The sequence below is a fragment of the Mangrovibacillus sp. Mu-81 genome (genome assembly GCF_036867415.1).
In the GTDB taxonomy this organism is placed as follows: Bacteria; Bacillota; Bacilli; order Bacillales; family Bacillaceae_B; genus Rossellomorea.
This window is the reverse complement of sequence record NZ_JBAJHU010000011.1, coordinates 80,114-97,830: the sequence shown is the minus strand read 5'-3', so window position 1 is coordinate 97,830 and position 17,717 is coordinate 80,114. Positions and strand designations below refer to the sequence as shown.

At 44.8% G+C, this 17,717-nt stretch carries 18 protein-coding genes; 17 read left to right on the top strand and 1 reads right to left on the bottom strand.

The genetic code is table 11. From position 1 onward, the window contains the following. Positions 1-16: 16 nt before the first annotated feature. The 5 genes from rsmG to V6B33_RS18370 all read left to right on the top strand — a co-directional run bounded on the left by rsmG (position 17) and on the right by V6B33_RS18370 (position 4,463). Positions 17-733, top strand: a complete 717-nt coding sequence (gene rsmG / locus V6B33_RS18390; protein ID WP_334219139.1) for a 16S rRNA (guanine(527)-N(7))-methyltransferase RsmG — start codon at positions 17-19, stop codon at positions 731-733. Between the two features lie 139 nt (positions 734-872). Continuing rightward, positions 873-1,733: a nucleoid occlusion protein gene (noc, locus tag V6B33_RS18385; RefSeq protein ID WP_334219138.1), complete on the top strand. Its 861-nt coding sequence runs from the start codon at positions 873-875 to the stop codon at positions 1,731-1,733. A 304-nt stretch (positions 1,734-2,037) separates the two neighbouring features. Then, a complete protein-coding gene (locus V6B33_RS18380) occupies positions 2,038-2,799 on the top strand; it encodes a ParA family protein (protein ID WP_334219155.1) in 762 nt (253 codons plus the stop codon). Further along, entirely contained in the window at positions 2,792-3,640 is an 849-nt protein-coding gene (locus V6B33_RS18375) for a ParB/RepB/Spo0J family partition protein (protein ID WP_334219137.1), read from the top strand. Before V6B33_RS18380 ends, V6B33_RS18375 begins: the two co-directional genes overlap by 8 nt. A gap of 109 nt (positions 3,641-3,749) precedes the next feature. After that, entirely contained in the window at positions 3,750-4,463 is a 714-nt protein-coding gene (locus tag V6B33_RS18370; RefSeq protein ID WP_334219136.1) for a DUF554 domain-containing protein, read from the top strand. Positions 4,464-4,742: 279 nt separating this feature from the next. Here the strand turns inward: V6B33_RS18370 and yyaC are convergent, their stop codons facing one another. Continuing rightward, on the bottom strand, positions 4,743-5,360 hold the full coding sequence (yyaC, locus tag V6B33_RS18365; RefSeq protein WP_334219135.1) for a spore protease YyaC: 618 nt from the start codon (positions 5,358-5,360) through the stop codon (positions 4,743-4,745). A gap of 207 nt (positions 5,361-5,567) precedes the next feature. Between yyaC and V6B33_RS18360 the strand changes: the two genes are divergently transcribed. The 12 genes from V6B33_RS18360 to dnaB all read left to right on the top strand — a co-directional run bounded on the left by V6B33_RS18360 (position 5,568) and on the right by dnaB (position 17,705). Beyond that, complete coding sequence (locus tag V6B33_RS18360; protein WP_334219134.1) at positions 5,568-6,503, top strand: mechanosensitive ion channel family protein; 936 nt, start codon at positions 5,568-5,570, stop codon at positions 6,501-6,503. After that, the gene (locus V6B33_RS18355) at positions 6,503-6,700 is read left to right on the top strand and encodes a DUF951 domain-containing protein (protein ID WP_334219133.1); all 198 of its coding nucleotides are present in this window, start codon (positions 6,503-6,505) and stop codon (positions 6,698-6,700) included. Before V6B33_RS18360 ends, V6B33_RS18355 begins: the two co-directional genes overlap by 1 nt. A 250-nt stretch (positions 6,701-6,950) precedes the next feature. Further along, positions 6,951-8,051: a redox-regulated ATPase YchF gene (gene ychF, locus V6B33_RS18350; RefSeq protein WP_334219132.1), complete on the top strand. Its 1,101-nt coding sequence runs from the start codon at positions 6,951-6,953 to the stop codon at positions 8,049-8,051. Between the two features lie 202 nt (positions 8,052-8,253). Next, the gene (locus V6B33_RS18345; protein ID WP_334219131.1) at positions 8,254-8,343 is read left to right on the top strand and encodes a putative holin-like toxin; all 90 of its coding nucleotides are present in this window, start codon (positions 8,254-8,256) and stop codon (positions 8,341-8,343) included. 417 nt (positions 8,344-8,760) lie between these two features. Beyond that, positions 8,761-9,048 carry a 30S ribosomal protein S6 gene (gene rpsF / locus V6B33_RS18340; protein ID WP_034764776.1) on the top strand — a complete coding sequence of 96 codons (288 nt, stop codon included), beginning with the start codon at positions 8,761-8,763 and terminating at the stop codon, positions 9,046-9,048. 76 nt (positions 9,049-9,124) lie between these two features. Then, positions 9,125-9,640, top strand: coding sequence for a single-stranded DNA-binding protein (ssb, locus tag V6B33_RS18335; RefSeq protein WP_172252027.1), 516 nt, complete (start codon positions 9,125-9,127; stop codon positions 9,638-9,640). A 41-nt stretch (positions 9,641-9,681) separates the two neighbouring features. Beyond that, on the top strand, positions 9,682-9,918 hold the full coding sequence (rpsR, locus tag V6B33_RS18330) for a 30S ribosomal protein S18 (protein ID WP_034764780.1): 237 nt from the start codon (positions 9,682-9,684) through the stop codon (positions 9,916-9,918). 427 nt (positions 9,919-10,345) lie between these two features. Further along, positions 10,346-12,409, top strand: coding sequence for a methyl-accepting chemotaxis protein (locus V6B33_RS18325; RefSeq protein WP_334219130.1), 2,064 nt, complete (start codon positions 10,346-10,348; stop codon positions 12,407-12,409). Between the two features lie 243 nt (positions 12,410-12,652). Beyond that, positions 12,653-13,579, top strand: coding sequence for a YybS family protein (locus V6B33_RS18320; protein WP_334219129.1), 927 nt, complete (start codon positions 12,653-12,655; stop codon positions 13,577-13,579). Between the two features lie 34 nt (positions 13,580-13,613). Next, the gene (locus tag V6B33_RS18315) at positions 13,614-15,587 is read left to right on the top strand and encodes a DHH family phosphoesterase (protein WP_334219128.1); all 1,974 of its coding nucleotides are present in this window, start codon (positions 13,614-13,616) and stop codon (positions 15,585-15,587) included. Further along, the gene (gene rplI, locus V6B33_RS18310) at positions 15,584-16,030 is read left to right on the top strand and encodes a 50S ribosomal protein L9 (RefSeq protein ID WP_334219127.1); all 447 of its coding nucleotides are present in this window, start codon (positions 15,584-15,586) and stop codon (positions 16,028-16,030) included. The genes V6B33_RS18315 and rplI overlap by 4 nt, the downstream gene beginning before the upstream one ends. A gap of 310 nt (positions 16,031-16,340) precedes the next feature. Further along, on the top strand, positions 16,341-17,705 hold the full coding sequence (gene dnaB, locus V6B33_RS18305; RefSeq protein WP_334219126.1) for a replicative DNA helicase: 1,365 nt from the start codon (positions 16,341-16,343) through the stop codon (positions 17,703-17,705). Positions 17,706-17,717: the final 12 nt, after the last annotated feature.

The following is a 17,717-nucleotide window of genomic DNA, read 5'->3' as shown; positions in this document are numbered from 1 at the left end:
AAGGAAGGGTAATAGCATGAATATAGACCAATTCCAATCCAAGCTCAAGGAGAAGGGGATTTCCCTTTCTCCCAAGCAATTAGATCAATTCGAGAAATATTTTGATATCCTTGTCGAGTGGAATGAGAAGATGAATCTGACCGCCATCACGGACAAGGAAGAGGTATACCTGAAGCATTTTTATGATTCGATCAGTGCCGCTTTCTTCATTGATTTCACCGATGTGGAAACCATTTGTGATGTCGGAGCGGGAGCGGGATTTCCCAGCATTCCACTGAAAATCTGTTTCCCGCATCTTCATGTGACCATAGTGGACTCATTGAATAAACGCATCTCATTCCTCAATCATTTATCAAAGGAATTAGGGCTTGATCATACTCATTTTCATCATGACCGGGCAGAAACCTTCGGAAAAAAGAAGGAACATCGTGAATCCTATGATATAGTTACAGCAAGAGCAGTGGCCAGAATGTCTGTGTTAAGCGAACTCTGTTTGCCACTTGTGAAAAAAGGCGGATTTTTCGTCGCGATGAAGGCTTCCAATGCGAACGAAGAATTGATGACAGGGAAAAAAGCGATTGCGACACTTGGCGGACAAACAGAAAAAGTGTTTTCATTTGTCCTCCCGGAAGAAGAAAGTGAACGTAATATCGTGAAAATAAATAAAGTAAAAGAAACACCTAATAAGTATCCAAGGAAACCGGGTACACCCAATAAATTGCCGTTGGAATAGGAATCGTTCTTTCTCTTATAGGTAAAATGGTATACTTTTACTGTAGTGCTTTGTGTGAATATGTCTATTTGAGGCAGGAACTTGTCATATTTTTAGAGAATTTATAATATAGGGAGTTTCTTAAAGGTGGTGTAGGAAGATGAAGCATCCTTTCTCTCGTTTTTTTGGCCTGGGTGAAAAGGAGCAAGATGTTGAATCTGAAGAATCAAGTGTAGTGGAAGATCGGGATGAGGTTAAGAAAATACCGGTGGCTCAAATCGTTCCTAACCGTTTTCAGCCGAGGACCGTTTTCAATGATGAAAAAATTGAAGAGCTGTCCAGAACGATCCACACGCACGGGATCATTCAGCCAATCGTAGTAAGACAAGCGGATGACGACCAATATGAAATTATCGCAGGGGAACGGCGTTACAGAGCCGTTCAGAAACTTGGCTGGGAAACCGTTCCCGCCATTGTCAAAAACCTTAGTGATACCGAAACAGCTTCGGTGGCTTTAATCGAGAACCTGCAAAGGGAAGAACTTTCTCCGATTGAGGAAGCCATTGCCTACGGAAAGCTGTTGGAATTGCATAATCTGACCCAGGAAGCTCTTGCTCAGCGCTTAGGAAAAGGACAATCAACTGTAGCAAACAAGCTTCGTCTCCTAAAGCTTCCAGAAGAAATCCATCATGCTTTACTAGATAAGAAAATAACGGAACGCCATGCACGTGCATTGATTCCGTTGAAAAAACCCGAGAAGCAGATTCAGCTTCTTGGTGAAATCATCGAAAAAAACTTAAATGTCAAGCAAACGGAAGACAGAGTCGTGAAAATGCAGGAAGGCTCTTCGCCGAAACCGAAGCCGAAACGTAAAGCATTCTCAAAGGATATGCGCATAGCCGTGAACACGATCCGTCAATCCCTCTCCATGGTCTCAGACAGCGGGATCAACCTCAATGCCGAGGAAGAAGAGCACGACGAATTCTACCAATTCACGATCCGTATCCCTAAAAAGAAATAGAGTAGTAAAAAGCGAGAAACAGAGATTGGTTGTTTCTCGTTTTTTGTTTTGACTATTTCTCCCACGCTATGGGACGTCCGACTTTTCTCATAATCCACAAATAATTTCCGTGGAAATATGACAATTTTTAGCAGGATTCTACTGAGGATTAAGGATAAGATAAAGATTTTCTTCCATGATATGATTGGAAGCTTTCATTATTTTCAAAAAAGAAACAGACATTTCCCCGCAAAATTTGATAGAATAGAAGAATACTGTGAAGAAAATACGCCCAATCTTGGACGTCAAAAGGCAGGTGACAACCTTGGGAAGAATAATAGCGGTGACCAACCAAAAAGGCGGTGTGGGGAAAACGACCACTTCGGTTAATTTGGGTGCGTGTTTGGCATACATAGGACAAAAAGTTCTGCTTGTTGATATAGATCCCCAAGGAAATGCCACGAGTGGTGCGGGAGTGGAAAAGGGAGATGTCCATCAATGCATTTATGATGTATTGGTAGATGATGTGGATGTACACGACACGATCAAACAATCGAAAGTCGAAAATCTCTCGGTCGTACCTGCGACAATCTCATTAGCAGGTGCCGAAATAGAATTGGTCCCCACCATATCTCGTGAAGTTCGATTAAAAAAAGCATTAGAAAAAGTAAAAGACCAATATGACTATATCATTATTGATTGCCCGCCATCTTTAGGGCTTCTGACGATCAATGCACTGACAGCATCTGATGCAGTCGTCATACCTGTTCAATGTGAATATTATGCACTTGAAGGATTGAGCCAGCTCCTGAGTACAGTACGATTGGTGCAAAAGCACCTCAATCATGATTTGATGATTGACGGCGTACTGCTGACCATGCTGGATGCCCGTACTAACCTCGGAATCCAAGTCATCGAAGAGGTTAAGAAGTACTTTCAAGATAAAGTGTACCGTACGATCATCCCTCGTAATGTCCGCTTAAGTGAAGCACCCAGTCACGGGGAACCCATCATAATTTATGATGCTAAGTCTAGGGGAGCAGAAGTTTATTTAGAACTGGCAAAGGAAGTGGTGGCGAATGGCTAAAGGTTTAGGAAAGGGCATTAACGCTCTCTTTCAAAACGTACAAGCAACTCAAAATGAAGAATCTGTTCAAGAGGTGAAGCTGAAAGAAATTCGGCCGAATCCTTATCAACCACGTAAAATTTTTGAGCCTGGCGCAATCGAAGAATTAAAGGAATCTATTTTAAAACATGGTATCCTGCAGCCCATCATCGTAAGAAAATCAATTAAAGGCTATGAAATTGTTGTCGGGGAACGGCGCTATCGTGCAGCGACCGCTGCTAAATTGGAAGTCGTCCCTGTAGTCGTCCGTGAATTGAATGACCAGCAGATGATGGAACTTGCGGTTCTTGAAAACCTTCAGAGAGAGGATTTGACACCGATCGAAGAGGGAGCGGCGTATCAGATGCTGATGGATAAGCTGAAGATCACCCAGGAAGAGGTGGCAAAACGTCTTGGGAAAAGCCGTCCTCATATTGCCAACCATATTCGCTTGTTAGCACTGCCTTCCCCAATCCAGGAACTTATTTCTGAAGGGAAACTGACGATGGGACACGGACGGGCACTGCTTGGATTGAAGAATAAAAAAAATCTTTCGACACTGGTGAATCGTATACTGAAGGAATCTTTAAACGTTCGTCAGCTGGAAAAGATCGTCGGCGAAATGAATGGAAATGTTTCACGTGAAACAAAGAAGCCTGAGAAGAAGAAGGATGTATTTCTCAAAGAACAGGAATCCATGCTTCGTGAACGCTTTGGTACGACCGTGACGATCAAACAATCAAAGAAAAAAGGGAAAATAGAGCTTGAATTTTTCTCGAAGGAAGATCTGGATAGGATTTTAGATCTGTTACAAGAGAAGTAAGAAAGTTTCACAAGAAAAAGGACTGACCTTCTGAATTGGGGGTCAGTCCTCTTCCCTTTTAAAGTAAATGGTTACAACAAGATTTCAAGTTTGGATGAGGGGAACGCATATGGTACTGTTAGGAACGATTGTAAACGGAATTTGTATTATCATCGGAACATTGCTTGGAGTTTTTCTGCATCGGATTCCTGAGAACATGAAAGGAACGGTGATGAAAGCGATTGGTCTGGCAGTAGTGGTCCTTGGCCTGCAAATGGGACTGAAAAGCGATAACTTCCTTATTGTCATCATCAGTCTTGCACTTGGTGCGGCCTGGGGAGAATGGATGAATTTAGAGGATAAGCTGAATGCTGTCGGTATTTGGCTCGAGAAAAAACTTGGGAGCAAGAAAGAAACATCCATCTCCCAAGGATTTGTAACCGCCACCCTTATCTTTGTAATCGGCGCAATGGCTGTGATCGGTGCTCTGGACAGCGGGATAAGGGGAGATCATGATGTCCTGTACACAAAGTCGATCATTGACGGATTCACTTCTTTGATCTTGACGACTACATTGGGCATCGGGGTCATGTTCTCTGCAGTCCCCGTGGTTCTTTACCAAGGATTGATTGCCCTGTTTGCGACCCAAATTCACCAATGGGTGCCCCAGGAGCTTATGGATGCTTATATAGTCGAGATGACGGCAACCGGAGGAATCATGATCTTCGCGATCGGGCTGAACCTGATCGGCATCACCAAGATACGGGTAGCAAACTTGCTGCCTGGTATTATCGTTGTGGCGATGGTTGTAGGCGTCATTCATGCGTATCATTTATATATGTAATAAGAAAAGCGGAAGCGCCTTGATCAGCCCCGAAAAGCGTTGGAGGGCCGACCGGTGAAGTCGCTCTTTGACTTCATTGGGTGGACCGAAACGTCTCGAGGGGCTAGGCGCTGGAGCTGGACAAGAGAAAAGCGGAAGCGCCTTGATCAGCCCCGAAAAGCGTTGGAGGGCCGACCGGTGAAGTCGCTCTTTGACTTCATTGGGTGGACCGAAACATTATACTTTCTTATCAACTTAAAAAGGGAGGCAGCAGCGCCTCCCTTTTTTTATAGGTTTATATCAATGCAATTCTTCCCGCCACTTTTCGATGCTTACCGCATTTCGGCGTTCGATGATTTCTTCCGCCTGCACTATGGATTCCACCATCGCTTTTGCCATTTTCATCACCAGGTTCAACCGGGTATTCTGAAGGACGAAGAATTCCATGAAGCCACTGACATTTACGATCCCGGTCAGATGCACATCCCCCACCTCTGGCAGTTCCTTGTTGACACCGGCACCCGGCTTCAAAGGCCCATCACTCAGCTGGATGGCTCCAACACTCTTCAATCGGCCAAGGCAGGCATCGATCCCGATGATAAAAGCATTTATGTGCTTCGATTTGATTTCCTGCAGCTTTTCCTCGAGGTTCACAGCATGGATCGGATCATCCAGCGTTCCGTACACATGAAAGATCCCAATCGTCTGCTCAGACAATAACGTTCCTACCAAAGGACCTAACGAATCACCAGTCGACCGGTCCGTACCGATACACACAAAGACGATCGGGCGCGTCCGGTAAAGAGTGGGAAGTATGGATGCCAATTGAACAGAAAGGTCCCTTGAGGCGTGTTCATCCTGATGATAGACTCTAAAAGGTTCGGTCCTCCGTTCAAATAATCCTTTTTTCAGATTCATAACTTCCACTCCTTTGAATAGTAGGTTGCAGGAAAGTGTTTTTAACAGTATACGGACGATTTAGTTTTTTCATACATATATGAAGGCGATTTTTCATAAAATAAAAAATTTCATTTTAATTTGTGAAGGATAGGTTAGAACTACCCAAGCTTAGGGAAACTTGTTAGAATAAACATACTTATTACTGAAAAAGCAGGTGATACATATATGGCAACAACCCCTGAAGAACTTAATAAGGCTGTTGATAAAACTGTAGATAAATTGATCGATAATGATATGTGGATCGCCCTGGGGCAAGGTGCAATCAAAATTGTCGCGATCATGCTCATCACGTTTATCGCCTTGAAACTGGGACGGACAGCCATCCGGAATGTTTTCAGAGTACGTTCGAAGGCACCTCTTAAGTTTTCGGAGCGGCGTGAAGCGACGTTATTAAAGCTGCTGGAAAATGTATTGACCTATGTTGTTTACTTCATCAGTCTAATGACCATTCTGTCGACGCTTGGCATCGATATTAAAGGTTTGATCGCCGGTGCCGGGATTGTCGGACTGGCCATCGGTTTCGGGGCACAGAACCTTGTGCGTGATATCATCACCGGATTCTTTATTATTTTTGAAGATCAGTTTTCTGTCGGTGATTATGTCAAGATCGGGGCAGCTGAAGGAACGGTTGAAGAGATAGGCCTTCGCACCACGAAAATCAAAAGCTGGACAGGGGAACTGCATATCTTCCCGAATGGTAATATCACGGAAGTCACGAACTTCTCCATCCATAACAGTATTGCGGTTGTGGATGTCAGTATTGCTTATGAAGAAAACATTGAAGAAGCAGAAAACGTCATTCAGGAATTGCTTCTATCCCTGCCGCAAAAGTACGAAGATCTTGTGAATCCTCCTGAGCTACTAGGGGTGCAGACTCTTGGTGCCTCGGATGTGGTCATCAGGATTGTCGCTGAAACACTCCCGATGAAGCACTGGTATATTGCCAGAATGATCCGCAAAGATGTGAAACTGCTTCTCGATGAACACGGTATCGAAATTCCATTCCCTCGCATGGTGATGTACTCGCGAAACGAAGAATTTCATGCCCAGCCGTCGCATGATAAACAAAGAAAATTGAATGGTGAAAAGGAGGAAGGCTAATGGAACAAAAGACATTTCAACTAAATGATATTGTAGAGATGAAAAAGCCTCATCCTTGTGGAGCAAATCGCTGGAAGGTGATCCGGATGGGAATGGATATCCGGATTAAATGTGTAGGCTGCGGCCACAGCGTGATGATCCCGCGGAGGGAATTTGCTAAAAAGATGAAAAAGGTATTGGAAACTTCGCAAGAATAATTACTCTTTTCATACCCATATCTTTGCAGGCTTAACCCTTCCTGCCGCCAGGCTTCGTTAACATACTGAATTTCAATGCACCTTCTCGTTTTTTCCGGGAGGGTGCTTTTTTTTACCTCTATCAGTTCCTGTAACCACTACTTGTCTTTTTCCTCCATTATCTCTATAATTGTGAAGGGTTCGTCCCTTTGGAAGAAGTATATCAATCACGATTTTTCATAGATAAGAACAATAATGAGGAGTGACCGAAATGGCTTTAACAGCTGGTATCGTTGGCTTGCCGAACGTTGGTAAATCAACACTTTTTAATGCAATTACAAAAGCAGGTGCAGAATCTGCCAACTATCCTTTCTGTACGATCGATCCGAACGTAGGAATTGTAGAGGTGCCTGATCACCGCTTAGATAAATTGACTGAGTTAGTGGATCCGAAGAAAACCGTTCCAACTGCATTCGAATTCACGGATATTGCCGGAATCGTCAAAGGCGCAAGTAAGGGTGAAGGACTAGGGAACAAATTCTTATCGCATATCCGCCAAGTGGATGCGATTTGTCAGGTAGTCCGCTGTTTTGCGGATGACAACATCACACACGTATCCGGGAAAGTGGATCCGATCGCCGATATTGAAGTCATCAATCTTGAATTGATCCTTGCCGACCTTGAAACTGTTGACAAGCGCCTTGCACGCGTTCAAAAAATGGCGAAGCAAAAAGATAAAGAAGCGGTATTTGAGCACGACATTCTGGTAAAGATCAAAGATGTTCTTGAAGCAGAGCAGCCTGCCCGTACGGTTGAGTTCTCGGATGAGCAGATGAAGCTTGTCAAGCAGCTTCACCTTCTTACTTCGAAGCCGGTATTATATGTGGCGAACGTAAGTGAAGATGAAATCGCAGATCCATCTGACAACGAATATGTGCAAAAGGTCCGTGAATTTGCGAAAGAAGACAATGCAGAAGTGATCGTTGTCTGTGCGAAAATCGAATCTGAAATCGCTGAACTTGATGATGAAGAAAAAGCGATGTTCCTTCAGGAGCTTGGAATCGAAGAATCCGGCCTTGATCAATTGATCCGTGCGACGTATTCCCTTCTTGGCCTTGCAACCTATTTCACTGCAGGTGTACAGGAAGTCCGTGCCTGGACATTCCGCGAAGGCATGAAAGCCCCACAATGTGCCGGAGTCATCCACACAGACTTTGAAAGAGGCTTCATCCGTGCAGAAACCGTGTCCTATGAAGACCTTGTCGAAGCTGGAACAATGGGAGCTGCCCGGGAAGCAGGAAAAGTCCGTCTTGAAGGAAAAGAATATCTTGTAAAAGACGGGGATGTCATTCACTTCCGTTTTAATGTATAAGTTTTGAATGAGAAAGACCGGATAGGGATCCGGTCTTTTTTTATTGAAGTCAAAATAGTTTCATACCCTTCATTATTTTCATCATGGTTCCATTGGTATAGGGTGGGTAAGGGGATCGGTATGGTATAATAAGCTTACACAACATTATAAGGTTTGATGGGGCAGCGGCTCACACTCTCCAAAGAGGGGAGGTGATACGCTAATGGTTGCAATAGCAGATGTACTACAGATTATGATTGCCTTTGGTACATTGATTGTCGCAATGATTGCGGTGACGCAAAAAAAGAAGTAACCATCGTCCCCAATGCTCATGAGGTTAAAAGATGATTACTTCATTTCATTGACTCAAAGTGAGCCGCTGCACTTTCGATGCAGTTTATGTTGTGGAGGAGCTCTGACTGCCATCAGAGCTCCTTTTTTTAATTTACTTAACTACTTGTATTATATACCTAATTATATTAAATAGTAAAGGAAGAGCTTACTTGTAAATCAGTAGACTCCTGTACGGGTAACCATAGGAAAGCGAAGTCTTGAACGGAGATCAATAGCGGTATTCAATGGGAAATTTTAAATAAGCAGCAGTTACTCTACGATATATTGCAATACTAGAAATACTGTGCTATAATTTTATTTCGTGAGTAATGAACGCATTGCTCCTTGTCCTTTCGTAAAGAGGGGACCGTATAGACCACGAGGAGGTGACATTCAGATGAGAAAGTACGAAGTTATGTACATTGTCCGCCCAAACATTGACGATGAGTCAAAGAAAGCAGTAGTTGAGCGTTTCGATAACGTTTTAACAACTAACGGCGCGGAAATCATCGAGTCAAAAGATTGGGGTAAACGTCGTTTAGCGTATGAAATCAACGATTTTCGTGATGGTTTCTATCAACTAGTTAAGATGAGCGCTACTTCTGATGCAGTTAACGAATTCGATCGTTTAGCTAAAATCAGCGATGATATTATCCGTCATATCGTTGTTAAAGAAGAAGAATAATCCGAACGTTTTAAGATAAACACTTCTATACTTGTTTCACGTGAAACAGATTACTAGAAGGAAGGGGTTGATTCTGATGATGAACCGAGTTGTATTAGTAGGGCGTTTAACCAAAGACCCTGAATTAAAATATACTCCGAATGGAGTGGCTGTTGCCTCGTTCACCCTTGCTGTGAATCGTAGTTTTACGAATCAATCAGGAGAACGGGAAGCAGATTTTATTAACTGCGTTGTATGGCGTCGCCCTGCAGAGAATGTAGCAAACTTTCTTAAAAAAGGCAGCTTAGCTGGCGTTGACGGTCGTATTCAAACGCGTAATTTCGAAGGACAGGATGGACGTCGTGTGTTTATGACGGAAGTCGTAGCGGAAAGCGTTCAGTTCTTGGAACCGCGCAGTGCGAATCAAGGTGATCGTGGAGGAAGTCCGGGCTATTCGGGTGGAGGTCAGCGTGACCAGGGAAATCCTTATAGTCAGAATCAGAATCAACAGCGCAATAACAACAATAACAACAACTATACACGTGTAGATGAGGATCCATTTGCAAATGACGGTCAGCCGATCGACATTTCTGATGATGATCTGCCATTCTAAACGAACGATAACGAATCTAAATAAGATAGGAGGCGAAACAAATGGCAGGAGGACGCAGAGGTGGACGTAGACGCCGTAAGGTATGCTACTTCACAGCAAACGGAATTACACATATCGATTTCAAAGATGTTGATCTTCTTAAGAAATTCGTATCTGAACGTGGGAAAATTCTTCCACGTCGTGTAACTGGAACAAACGCTAAGTACCAACGTAAGTTGACTCGTGCGATCAAGCGCGCTCGTACTATGGCATTACTTCCATACGTTACTGGTGAATAATTGAACGGTTAAAGCAGCAGGGACTATGTCTCTGCTGCTTTTTTGTGTTTTGCTTCTTGTTATTGAGTAAAGCAGCTGAAATGTTGGCAGTTGAAAATAAAAGCTGTGAAGTTGAAAATAAATCAGAAAGAGTTGAAAATAAATATACAAAAGTTGAAAATTTTCAAAGCCCCTCACCCACAACTATCTGTCCTGCCCCCTCCCTTCCCTCACTTTCTCTTCAATTATTGTCCTAAATACCACTTTATACGGCAGATAATAAGCCATCCTTTAGTATTAAACAGCGCTTGTTAACAATTCTTCCACAAAAACTCTCTTCAACCTTTCATAACACAGAAATTCTCCCTGCCTATTAAACTCTGCTGAAACGTGTCGATAAATACAGGAGAAAAGGTTTACGACACATATGGAACAAGGGGGAAATAGAGTGAATAAAGAGAAACCGAAAAAGAAAAGACAGAAAAACGGTTCTATGAAATTATCTTCGATACGGGCGAAGTTGATCATGGTCTTTTCCATTTTATTCGTCGCTTCATTGGTTGCGATCATTGCGATCACGAGCTGGCAGACGAGGATGAAAACCGAAGATCAGGTCATCGGCCAGACACAGGGAGTCGTAAAGGAGCTTAATAGTTCTGTGCAGCTCTTTCTTGAACAATATGAGAAAAGCTTGAATCAGTATTCTGTTTCGAACGTACTGAAGAACTACTCGAAAGTACAGCTTGATCCTGAAAAGGATGCAGCGCAGGATACGGAATTGTACGCTGATATCCAGTCGGATTTCAACAATTACCTGAGTCTGTATGAGGAGGCGACGTCGGTTTATATCGCGTCTCCGAATAAGCAGTTGAAGATTGTGCCAGCTGTGGAACTGCCGGCAGATTTTGACCCTACTAGCCGGGATTGGTATAAGAACGCGGTGGAAGCAAAGTCGGGTGTTGTATGGAGTGAGCCGTATATCGATACGGCGACAGAAGAATATATCATCACCGCTTCAAAAGCGGTTGTATCGGATAGTGCCATCATCGGTGTCATCGGAGTCGATGTCAATTTGACGAAACTGACGGACCGAGTATCGGACATGGAGCTCGGTTATGAAGGCTATCCGTTCTTGTTTGGTTTAGACGGAACGGCGATTGTGCACCCGACTAAACGCGGAGAGAATTTGTCGAATCTTCCATTCATCAAGAATATGCTGGAATCGGATGAAAAGGAAGGCACTATTCGCTACGAATTAGATGGTGAAGAGAAGGTGCTTGTGTACAATACGGTGCCCAAGACGAATTGGAAAGTCGGCTCCGCTTATGAAAGGGATGATCTCCTGCAATCATCCAGGGAAATTGAACAGCTCTTGATCCTGACAGGCAATGTGACGCTTGTTGTCATGCTTGCGATGGTCGTGTTCGTTTCAAATAAAATGACTAAGCCGATCAAAGAGCTTCAGAAGACGGTAACAGAGGTCGCCACCGGGGATCTTTCCATCCAGTCAGCGATCAGCTCCAAGGATGAAACAGGGCTGCTTGCCACTGATTTAAACAAGATGATCGCCAGTATGAGAGAGACGCTCACGGTCGTTCAAGATTCTGTCATGAATGTTCGTCAATCGGCAGAAAGCTTGAGTGCGGTGTCCGAGGAAACCAATGCTTCAAGTGAGGAGATGGCGACAGTCGTCAATGAAATCGCCCACGGTGCTTCCCAGTCGGCAGCAGATTCCGAGAACGCCCAACAGAAATCGGAAATGCTGGGTACACGTATCAATGAAGTATACGACAACTCGAAAGCGATGGCGGATATGGCAGGCCAAGCAGATGAGATGAATCAGAACGGCCTGCATCAAGTGAAGGAACTGGTCACTGCCTATCATTCTTCCAATGAGTATATCTCTTCAATGGAGAAAGTGATCATCAGCCTTGAGTCCAAGGTAAAAACGATCGAAACGGTCATGGAGACGATCACGGATATATCCTCACAGACCAATTTGCTCGCGCTGAATGCAAGTATCGAGGCGGCGAGGGCCGGTGAGCATGGGAAAGGCTTCGCAGTCGTTGCGGAGGAAGTAAGGAAGCTCGCCGATCAGTCCGTGCAAGCGACTGAGCAGGTGAAGAGTACGATCAACGAAATCCAAAAGGGATCGAATCAGGCGGTCGATGAAATGGCCAAGACAAAAGAAACCTTCGAGGTTCAATACGGGGTCATCCAGAAGACAAATGATGTATTCGACCAAACATCTGCACTGATGAAAACGATGCAGGGTGAAATTGAACAGATGTATAAACAAGTCGGACAAATCAATCTGGATAAAGATGAAGTGGTGAATGTCATCCAGTTGATGGCGGCAACAGCTGAACAAACAGCTGCTTCATGTGAAGAAATGAATGCCTCGTCCGAAGAACAATTAAGGGCGATCCATTCTGTAACGGAAGCAGCAGAACGGCTGACGGATCTGAGCCAGGAACTGCAGGATTCAATCCAGCGTTTTAAAATAAAATAATGTAGCCGGGAAGGTGCCTCTGCATCATCCTTCTGTGAACCCGCAAGGAATACTCTTATATGAAGGGAGTATATACTAAGGGAAAAGAAGGATGTCGTGCAGCGGCGCCTTTTTTACTTCGGCCATCACGGTAATCGAATCAGTCTGACGGAAGTGAACGAGCCGTTAAGATGAAATTCATCGCTAAAATTGATATGATTGTTCTGTTATATGTTTCGTTTGAATTAATGTTGGGAGAGTTAGATGTTGAAAAATACTCGGGTTATGACTGAAGGGGCGTTAATGCTCGCCATCTTCATTGTTCTATTGTTAATGGTTTTGTATATCCCATTTGTAGGTTCACTGGCATTTCTGGTGCTTCCTTTACCTTTGATGTTATTCAGTTCAAGGAATTCACTGCTCAATTCGATTTATGTATTCCTTTGTTCATTGGCACTCAGTTTTTTCATCGGCGGACCATTCTCGCTTCCCGTGGCCTTTGCAATCGGGTCTACTGCTATCGTATTGGGCTATGGCATTCAGATGAAGTGGGATAAGTTAAAAATATTTATGTCTTCTGCCTTTGCATTATTAATAAATATTGTCTTGGGATATGTGATATCGATTGCTTTCTTCAATATCAATTTCGTCCAGGACAGCCTCAAACAATCAAAAGCTACATACTACTCCCTTTTCGAGCAAGTGGGACAGGAGCCGGATCAGAGACTGATTGAAAGTCTGGAGAGCTCGATTCAATTGATCCAGACGCTGATGCCGACGTTGTTCTTGGGAATCGCAGCAGGAACGGCGCTGGTCTTCATCTGGGTCAATTTTCCGATCCTGAAGCGGCTGGGTGTAAATGTACCGGTTTTTAAGCCGTTCAGGGAATGGATGCTTCCCAAGAGCATATTGTGGTATTACCTGATCATTTTGGTTGTATCCATGATTGCACAGCCTGAACAGGATACATATTTATTTACGGCGATCATGAATGTACTTTATGTGCTGCAGACGCTGATGGCGGTCCAGGGCTTGTCCTTCCTTTATTTTCTTGGACATTCCAAGGGCTGGTCGAAAGGGATTTTGGTATTAATTACAATCATTTCGATTCCGCTCCTTTATCTCGTGAGAATTTTAGGTATAATTGACTTAGGATTTAATCTAAGAGAACGGCTGCAACGTAAGTCATAGATCATTATAATAATAAGTTCCAGGAGCTGAAATCATGCCATCTTATTTTAATAAGCGAATGATCCGGTACCCATTGTACGGTCTAGCTATATTAACAGCTCTCTTGTTAGTATCGGTCGCTTTTTACAAATGGATTATTTCGTTAATCGGGTTGATTGTCTTTGGATGCGCGTTTTTCCTCGCCTTTTATTTCGAAAAAAGGTCGCACCAGGAAACAGAAGAGTATATTTCGACTTTATCCTACCGGGTAAAGCGTGTCGGGGAAGAGGCATTGATGGAAATGCCGATCGGGATCATGCTGATAAACGATGAGTACTACATAGAATGGACCAACCCTTTCCTTGCGTCCTGTTTCAATGAGGATACCGTCGTGGGGAGATCTCTCTATGATGTCGCAGAAAGTCTAGTGCCGCTCATCAAGCAGGAAGTGGACTCAGAGATCATCACCCTGAACGAAAGAAAGTATCATGTCATACTGAAGCTGAAGGAGAAGCTTCTGTATTTCTTCGATGTGACTGAGCAGAAGGAAATCGAGAAGCAATTTCATGAAGAACGGACAAATATTGCGATCATCTTCCTTGATAACTATGATGAATTGACGCAGGGGATGGATGACCAGACTCGCAGCAGTCTGAACAGCCTGGTGACCTCCATCCTGAATAAATGGGCAAAAGAGTACGGCGTTTTCTTAAAGAGGGTTTCTTCGGAACGTTTTGTTGCGGTCATCAATGAAAAGATCCTTCAGGTTCTGGAAAAAGAAAAGTTTGGGATTCTCGATGATGTCCGCGAAACGACATCGAAACAAAACGTCCCGCTTACCTTGAGCATCGGCGTTGGTACGGGGGTTTCATCCCTTCCTGAACTTGGGACGCTGGCTCAGTCGAGCTTGGATCTTGCGCTTGGCCGCGGGGGCGATCAGGTTGCCATCAAGCAGACGAATGGAAAGGTGAAGTTCTACGGCGGGAAGACGAACCCGATGGAGAAACGTACACGGGTGCGTGCCCGCGTCATATCCCATGCCTTACGGGAAACAATGATCGAGAGTGACAAAGTCATCATCATGGGACACAGACATCCCGATATGGATGCTGTGGGAGCTGCGATCGGGATCCGTAAAGTCGCCCAGATGAATCAGCGTGAAGGCTACGTTGTCCTGAACTTCAACGAAATTGACAATGGCGTCAAACGCTTGATGAGAGAGATCAAGAATAATTCGGACCTCTATTCCCGTTTCATCACGCCGGAAGAAGCACTGGAAATGGCGACCGATGATACACTGCTTGTGATCGTAGATACCCATAAGCCGTCGCTTGTCATTGAAGAGAAGCTGCTGAACAAAATCGATAAGGTTGTCGTCATCGATCATCACAGACGGGGTGAAGATTTCATCAAGAATCCGCTGCTCGTCTATATGGAACCATATGCTTCATCCACTGCAGAACTGGTGACGGAACTCTTGGAATATCAGCCGAAGCATGAGAAGATCTCCATGCTCGAAGCCACCTCCCTCCTTGCCGGCATCATCGTCGATACGAAGAGCTTCACGCTTCGCACCGGCTCGAGAACATTTGATGCGGCTTCTTATTTACGGGCACAGGGGGCGGATACGGTCCTCGTCCAGAAGTTCCTGAAAGAAGATGTCGAGACCTATATCAAACGGGCCCATCTCATCGAATCGGTCGAATTCTACCAGAAAGGCGTCGCGATTGCGAAAGCGGATGAGGATGTCATCTATGATTCCGTGCTGATTGCACAGGCGGCAGATACGCTGCTGACTATGGATGAGGTCGTCGCTTCCTTTGTCATTTCGAAAAGGGAACCCGATACAATCGGGATAAGCGCCCGTTCCCTCGGGGATGTGAACGTTCAGATCATTATGGAAACCTTACATGGCGGCGGCCACTTGACCAATGCGGCCACTCAATTAAAAGACCTGTCTGTCCGGGAAGCGGAAGAGCAGTTAAAAGAAGCACTAAATGATTATTTTGAAGGGAGAAAAGAGACATGAAGGTAATTTTCTTGAAAGATGTTAAAGGAAAAGGAAAAAAAGGTGAAGTGAAGAATGTAGCAGACGGCTACGCACATAACTTTTTACTGAAGAAAGGTCTTGCAGTAGAAGCGACGAATGCCAATATCGGGCAGCTTGAAGGCCAGCAGAAAAAACAGAAGCAGCTTGCCCAGGAAGAGCTTGAAGAAGCGAAGACGTTGAAAGCGACTTTAGAAGAACTGACAGTGGAAATGAAGGCGAAATCCGGTGAGGGCGGACGACTATTCGGTTCCATCACAAGCAAGCAAATCGCGGACGTTATGAAGAAAGAACATTCCATCAAATTGGACAAGCGCAAGATTGAGATGAACGACGCAATCCGTTCTCTCGGCTTCACAAATGTACCGGTGAAACTGCATACAGATGTAACGGCTACACTGAAAGTACACGTAACGGAAGAATAATTTCTCGTAACATACGAAATTTGGTAACTGTTTTTACGGAAAAACATGATAAAATGGATATAGTTTGATAAAAATGTGATCTGGATTCTTTCCCGATCACATTTTTTCGAGTTGGCCAACTCCAGCTCCTAGCCCCTCGAGACTTCGGTCCGGCGGGTGGAGTCAACGAACGACTTCACTGGTCGCCCCTGAAGCGTTTGTCGGGGCTGAACAAGGCGCTTGCGCTTTTCCTAGTAGGAAAAAAGTCTTGAGAGATTTGATTATAGAGTATGTCTTCCAACTGTTTTTTTCGAAATGGAGGTAATAATAGATGAATGAGATGTTACAAGAGCGGATTCCGCCGCAGAATATCGAGGCGGAACAAGCGGTGCTCGGGGCGATCTTCCTGGAACCGAGCGCGCTGACGACAGCATCTGAAGGGCTGATCCCTGAAGATTTCTACCGTCACTCTCACCAAAAGATATTCAACGTCATGCTGAAACTGGGGGATGCCGGAAAAGCGGTCGACCTCATTACGGTGACAGAGGAACTGGCAGCTGCCAAAGAGCTTGAGGATGTCGGAGGGGTCGCTTATTTAAGTGAGCTTTCAGGATCGGTGCCGACTGCTGCCAATATCGAGTACTACGCACAAATCGTTGAAGAAAAGTCACTTTTGCGGAGATTGATCCGCACAGCTACCGATATCGCATCGGACGGTTATGCGCGAGAAGACGAAGTGGATGCACTGCTCGGCGAAGCGGAAAAAAGCATCATGGAAGTCGCTCAGCGTAAAAATGCAGGTGCCTTTCACAACATTAAAGATGTACTTGTCCGCACATATGATAATATCGAAACGCTCACGAATCGCAAAGGCGACGTGACTGGAATTTCAACAGGCTTTGCCGATTTGGATCATATGACCGCCGGTTTCCAGCGGAATGACCTGATCATCGTCGGTGCCCGTCCATCGATGGGTAAAACCGCCTTCGCCCTGAACATCGCCCAGAACGTGGCGGTCAAAGCGAAAGAAAATGTCGCGATCTTCAGTCTTGAGATGGGAGCAGAGCAGCTGGTCATGCGTATGCTATGTGCGGAAGGGAACATCAACGCGCAAAACCTCCGGACCGGTGAACTCACCGACGAAGATTGGAGAAAGCTTACGATGGCAATGGGGAGTCTGTCCAATGCCGGAATTTACATTGATGATACGCCAGGGATCAAAGTCGGGGAGATTCGTTCGAAATGCCGCCGTCTGGCACAGGAACACGGACTCGGCATGATCCTGATCGATTATCTTCAATTGATCCAGGGGAATGGCCGCGGAGGCGAGAACCGTCAGCAGGAGGTTTCTGAAATTTCCCGTTCATTGAAAGGACTTGCACGTGAACTTGAAGTCCCAGTCATCGCCCTTTCCCAGCTTTCCCGTGGGGTCGAGCAGCGTCAGGACAAGCGTCCGATGATGTCCGATATCCGTGAATCCGGAAGTATCGAGCAGGATGCCGATATCGTCGCCTTCCTGTATCGTGAAGATTACTACGACCATGATGCCGAAAACAAAAACATCATCGAGATCATCATTGCCAAACAGCGTAATGGTCCGGTAGGGAATGTATCGCTCGCATTCGTGAAGGAATACAATAAATTCGTAAACTTGGAGCGGCGGTTTGATGATTCCGGGGTTCCGCCGGGGGCGTAGATTGATATCGAT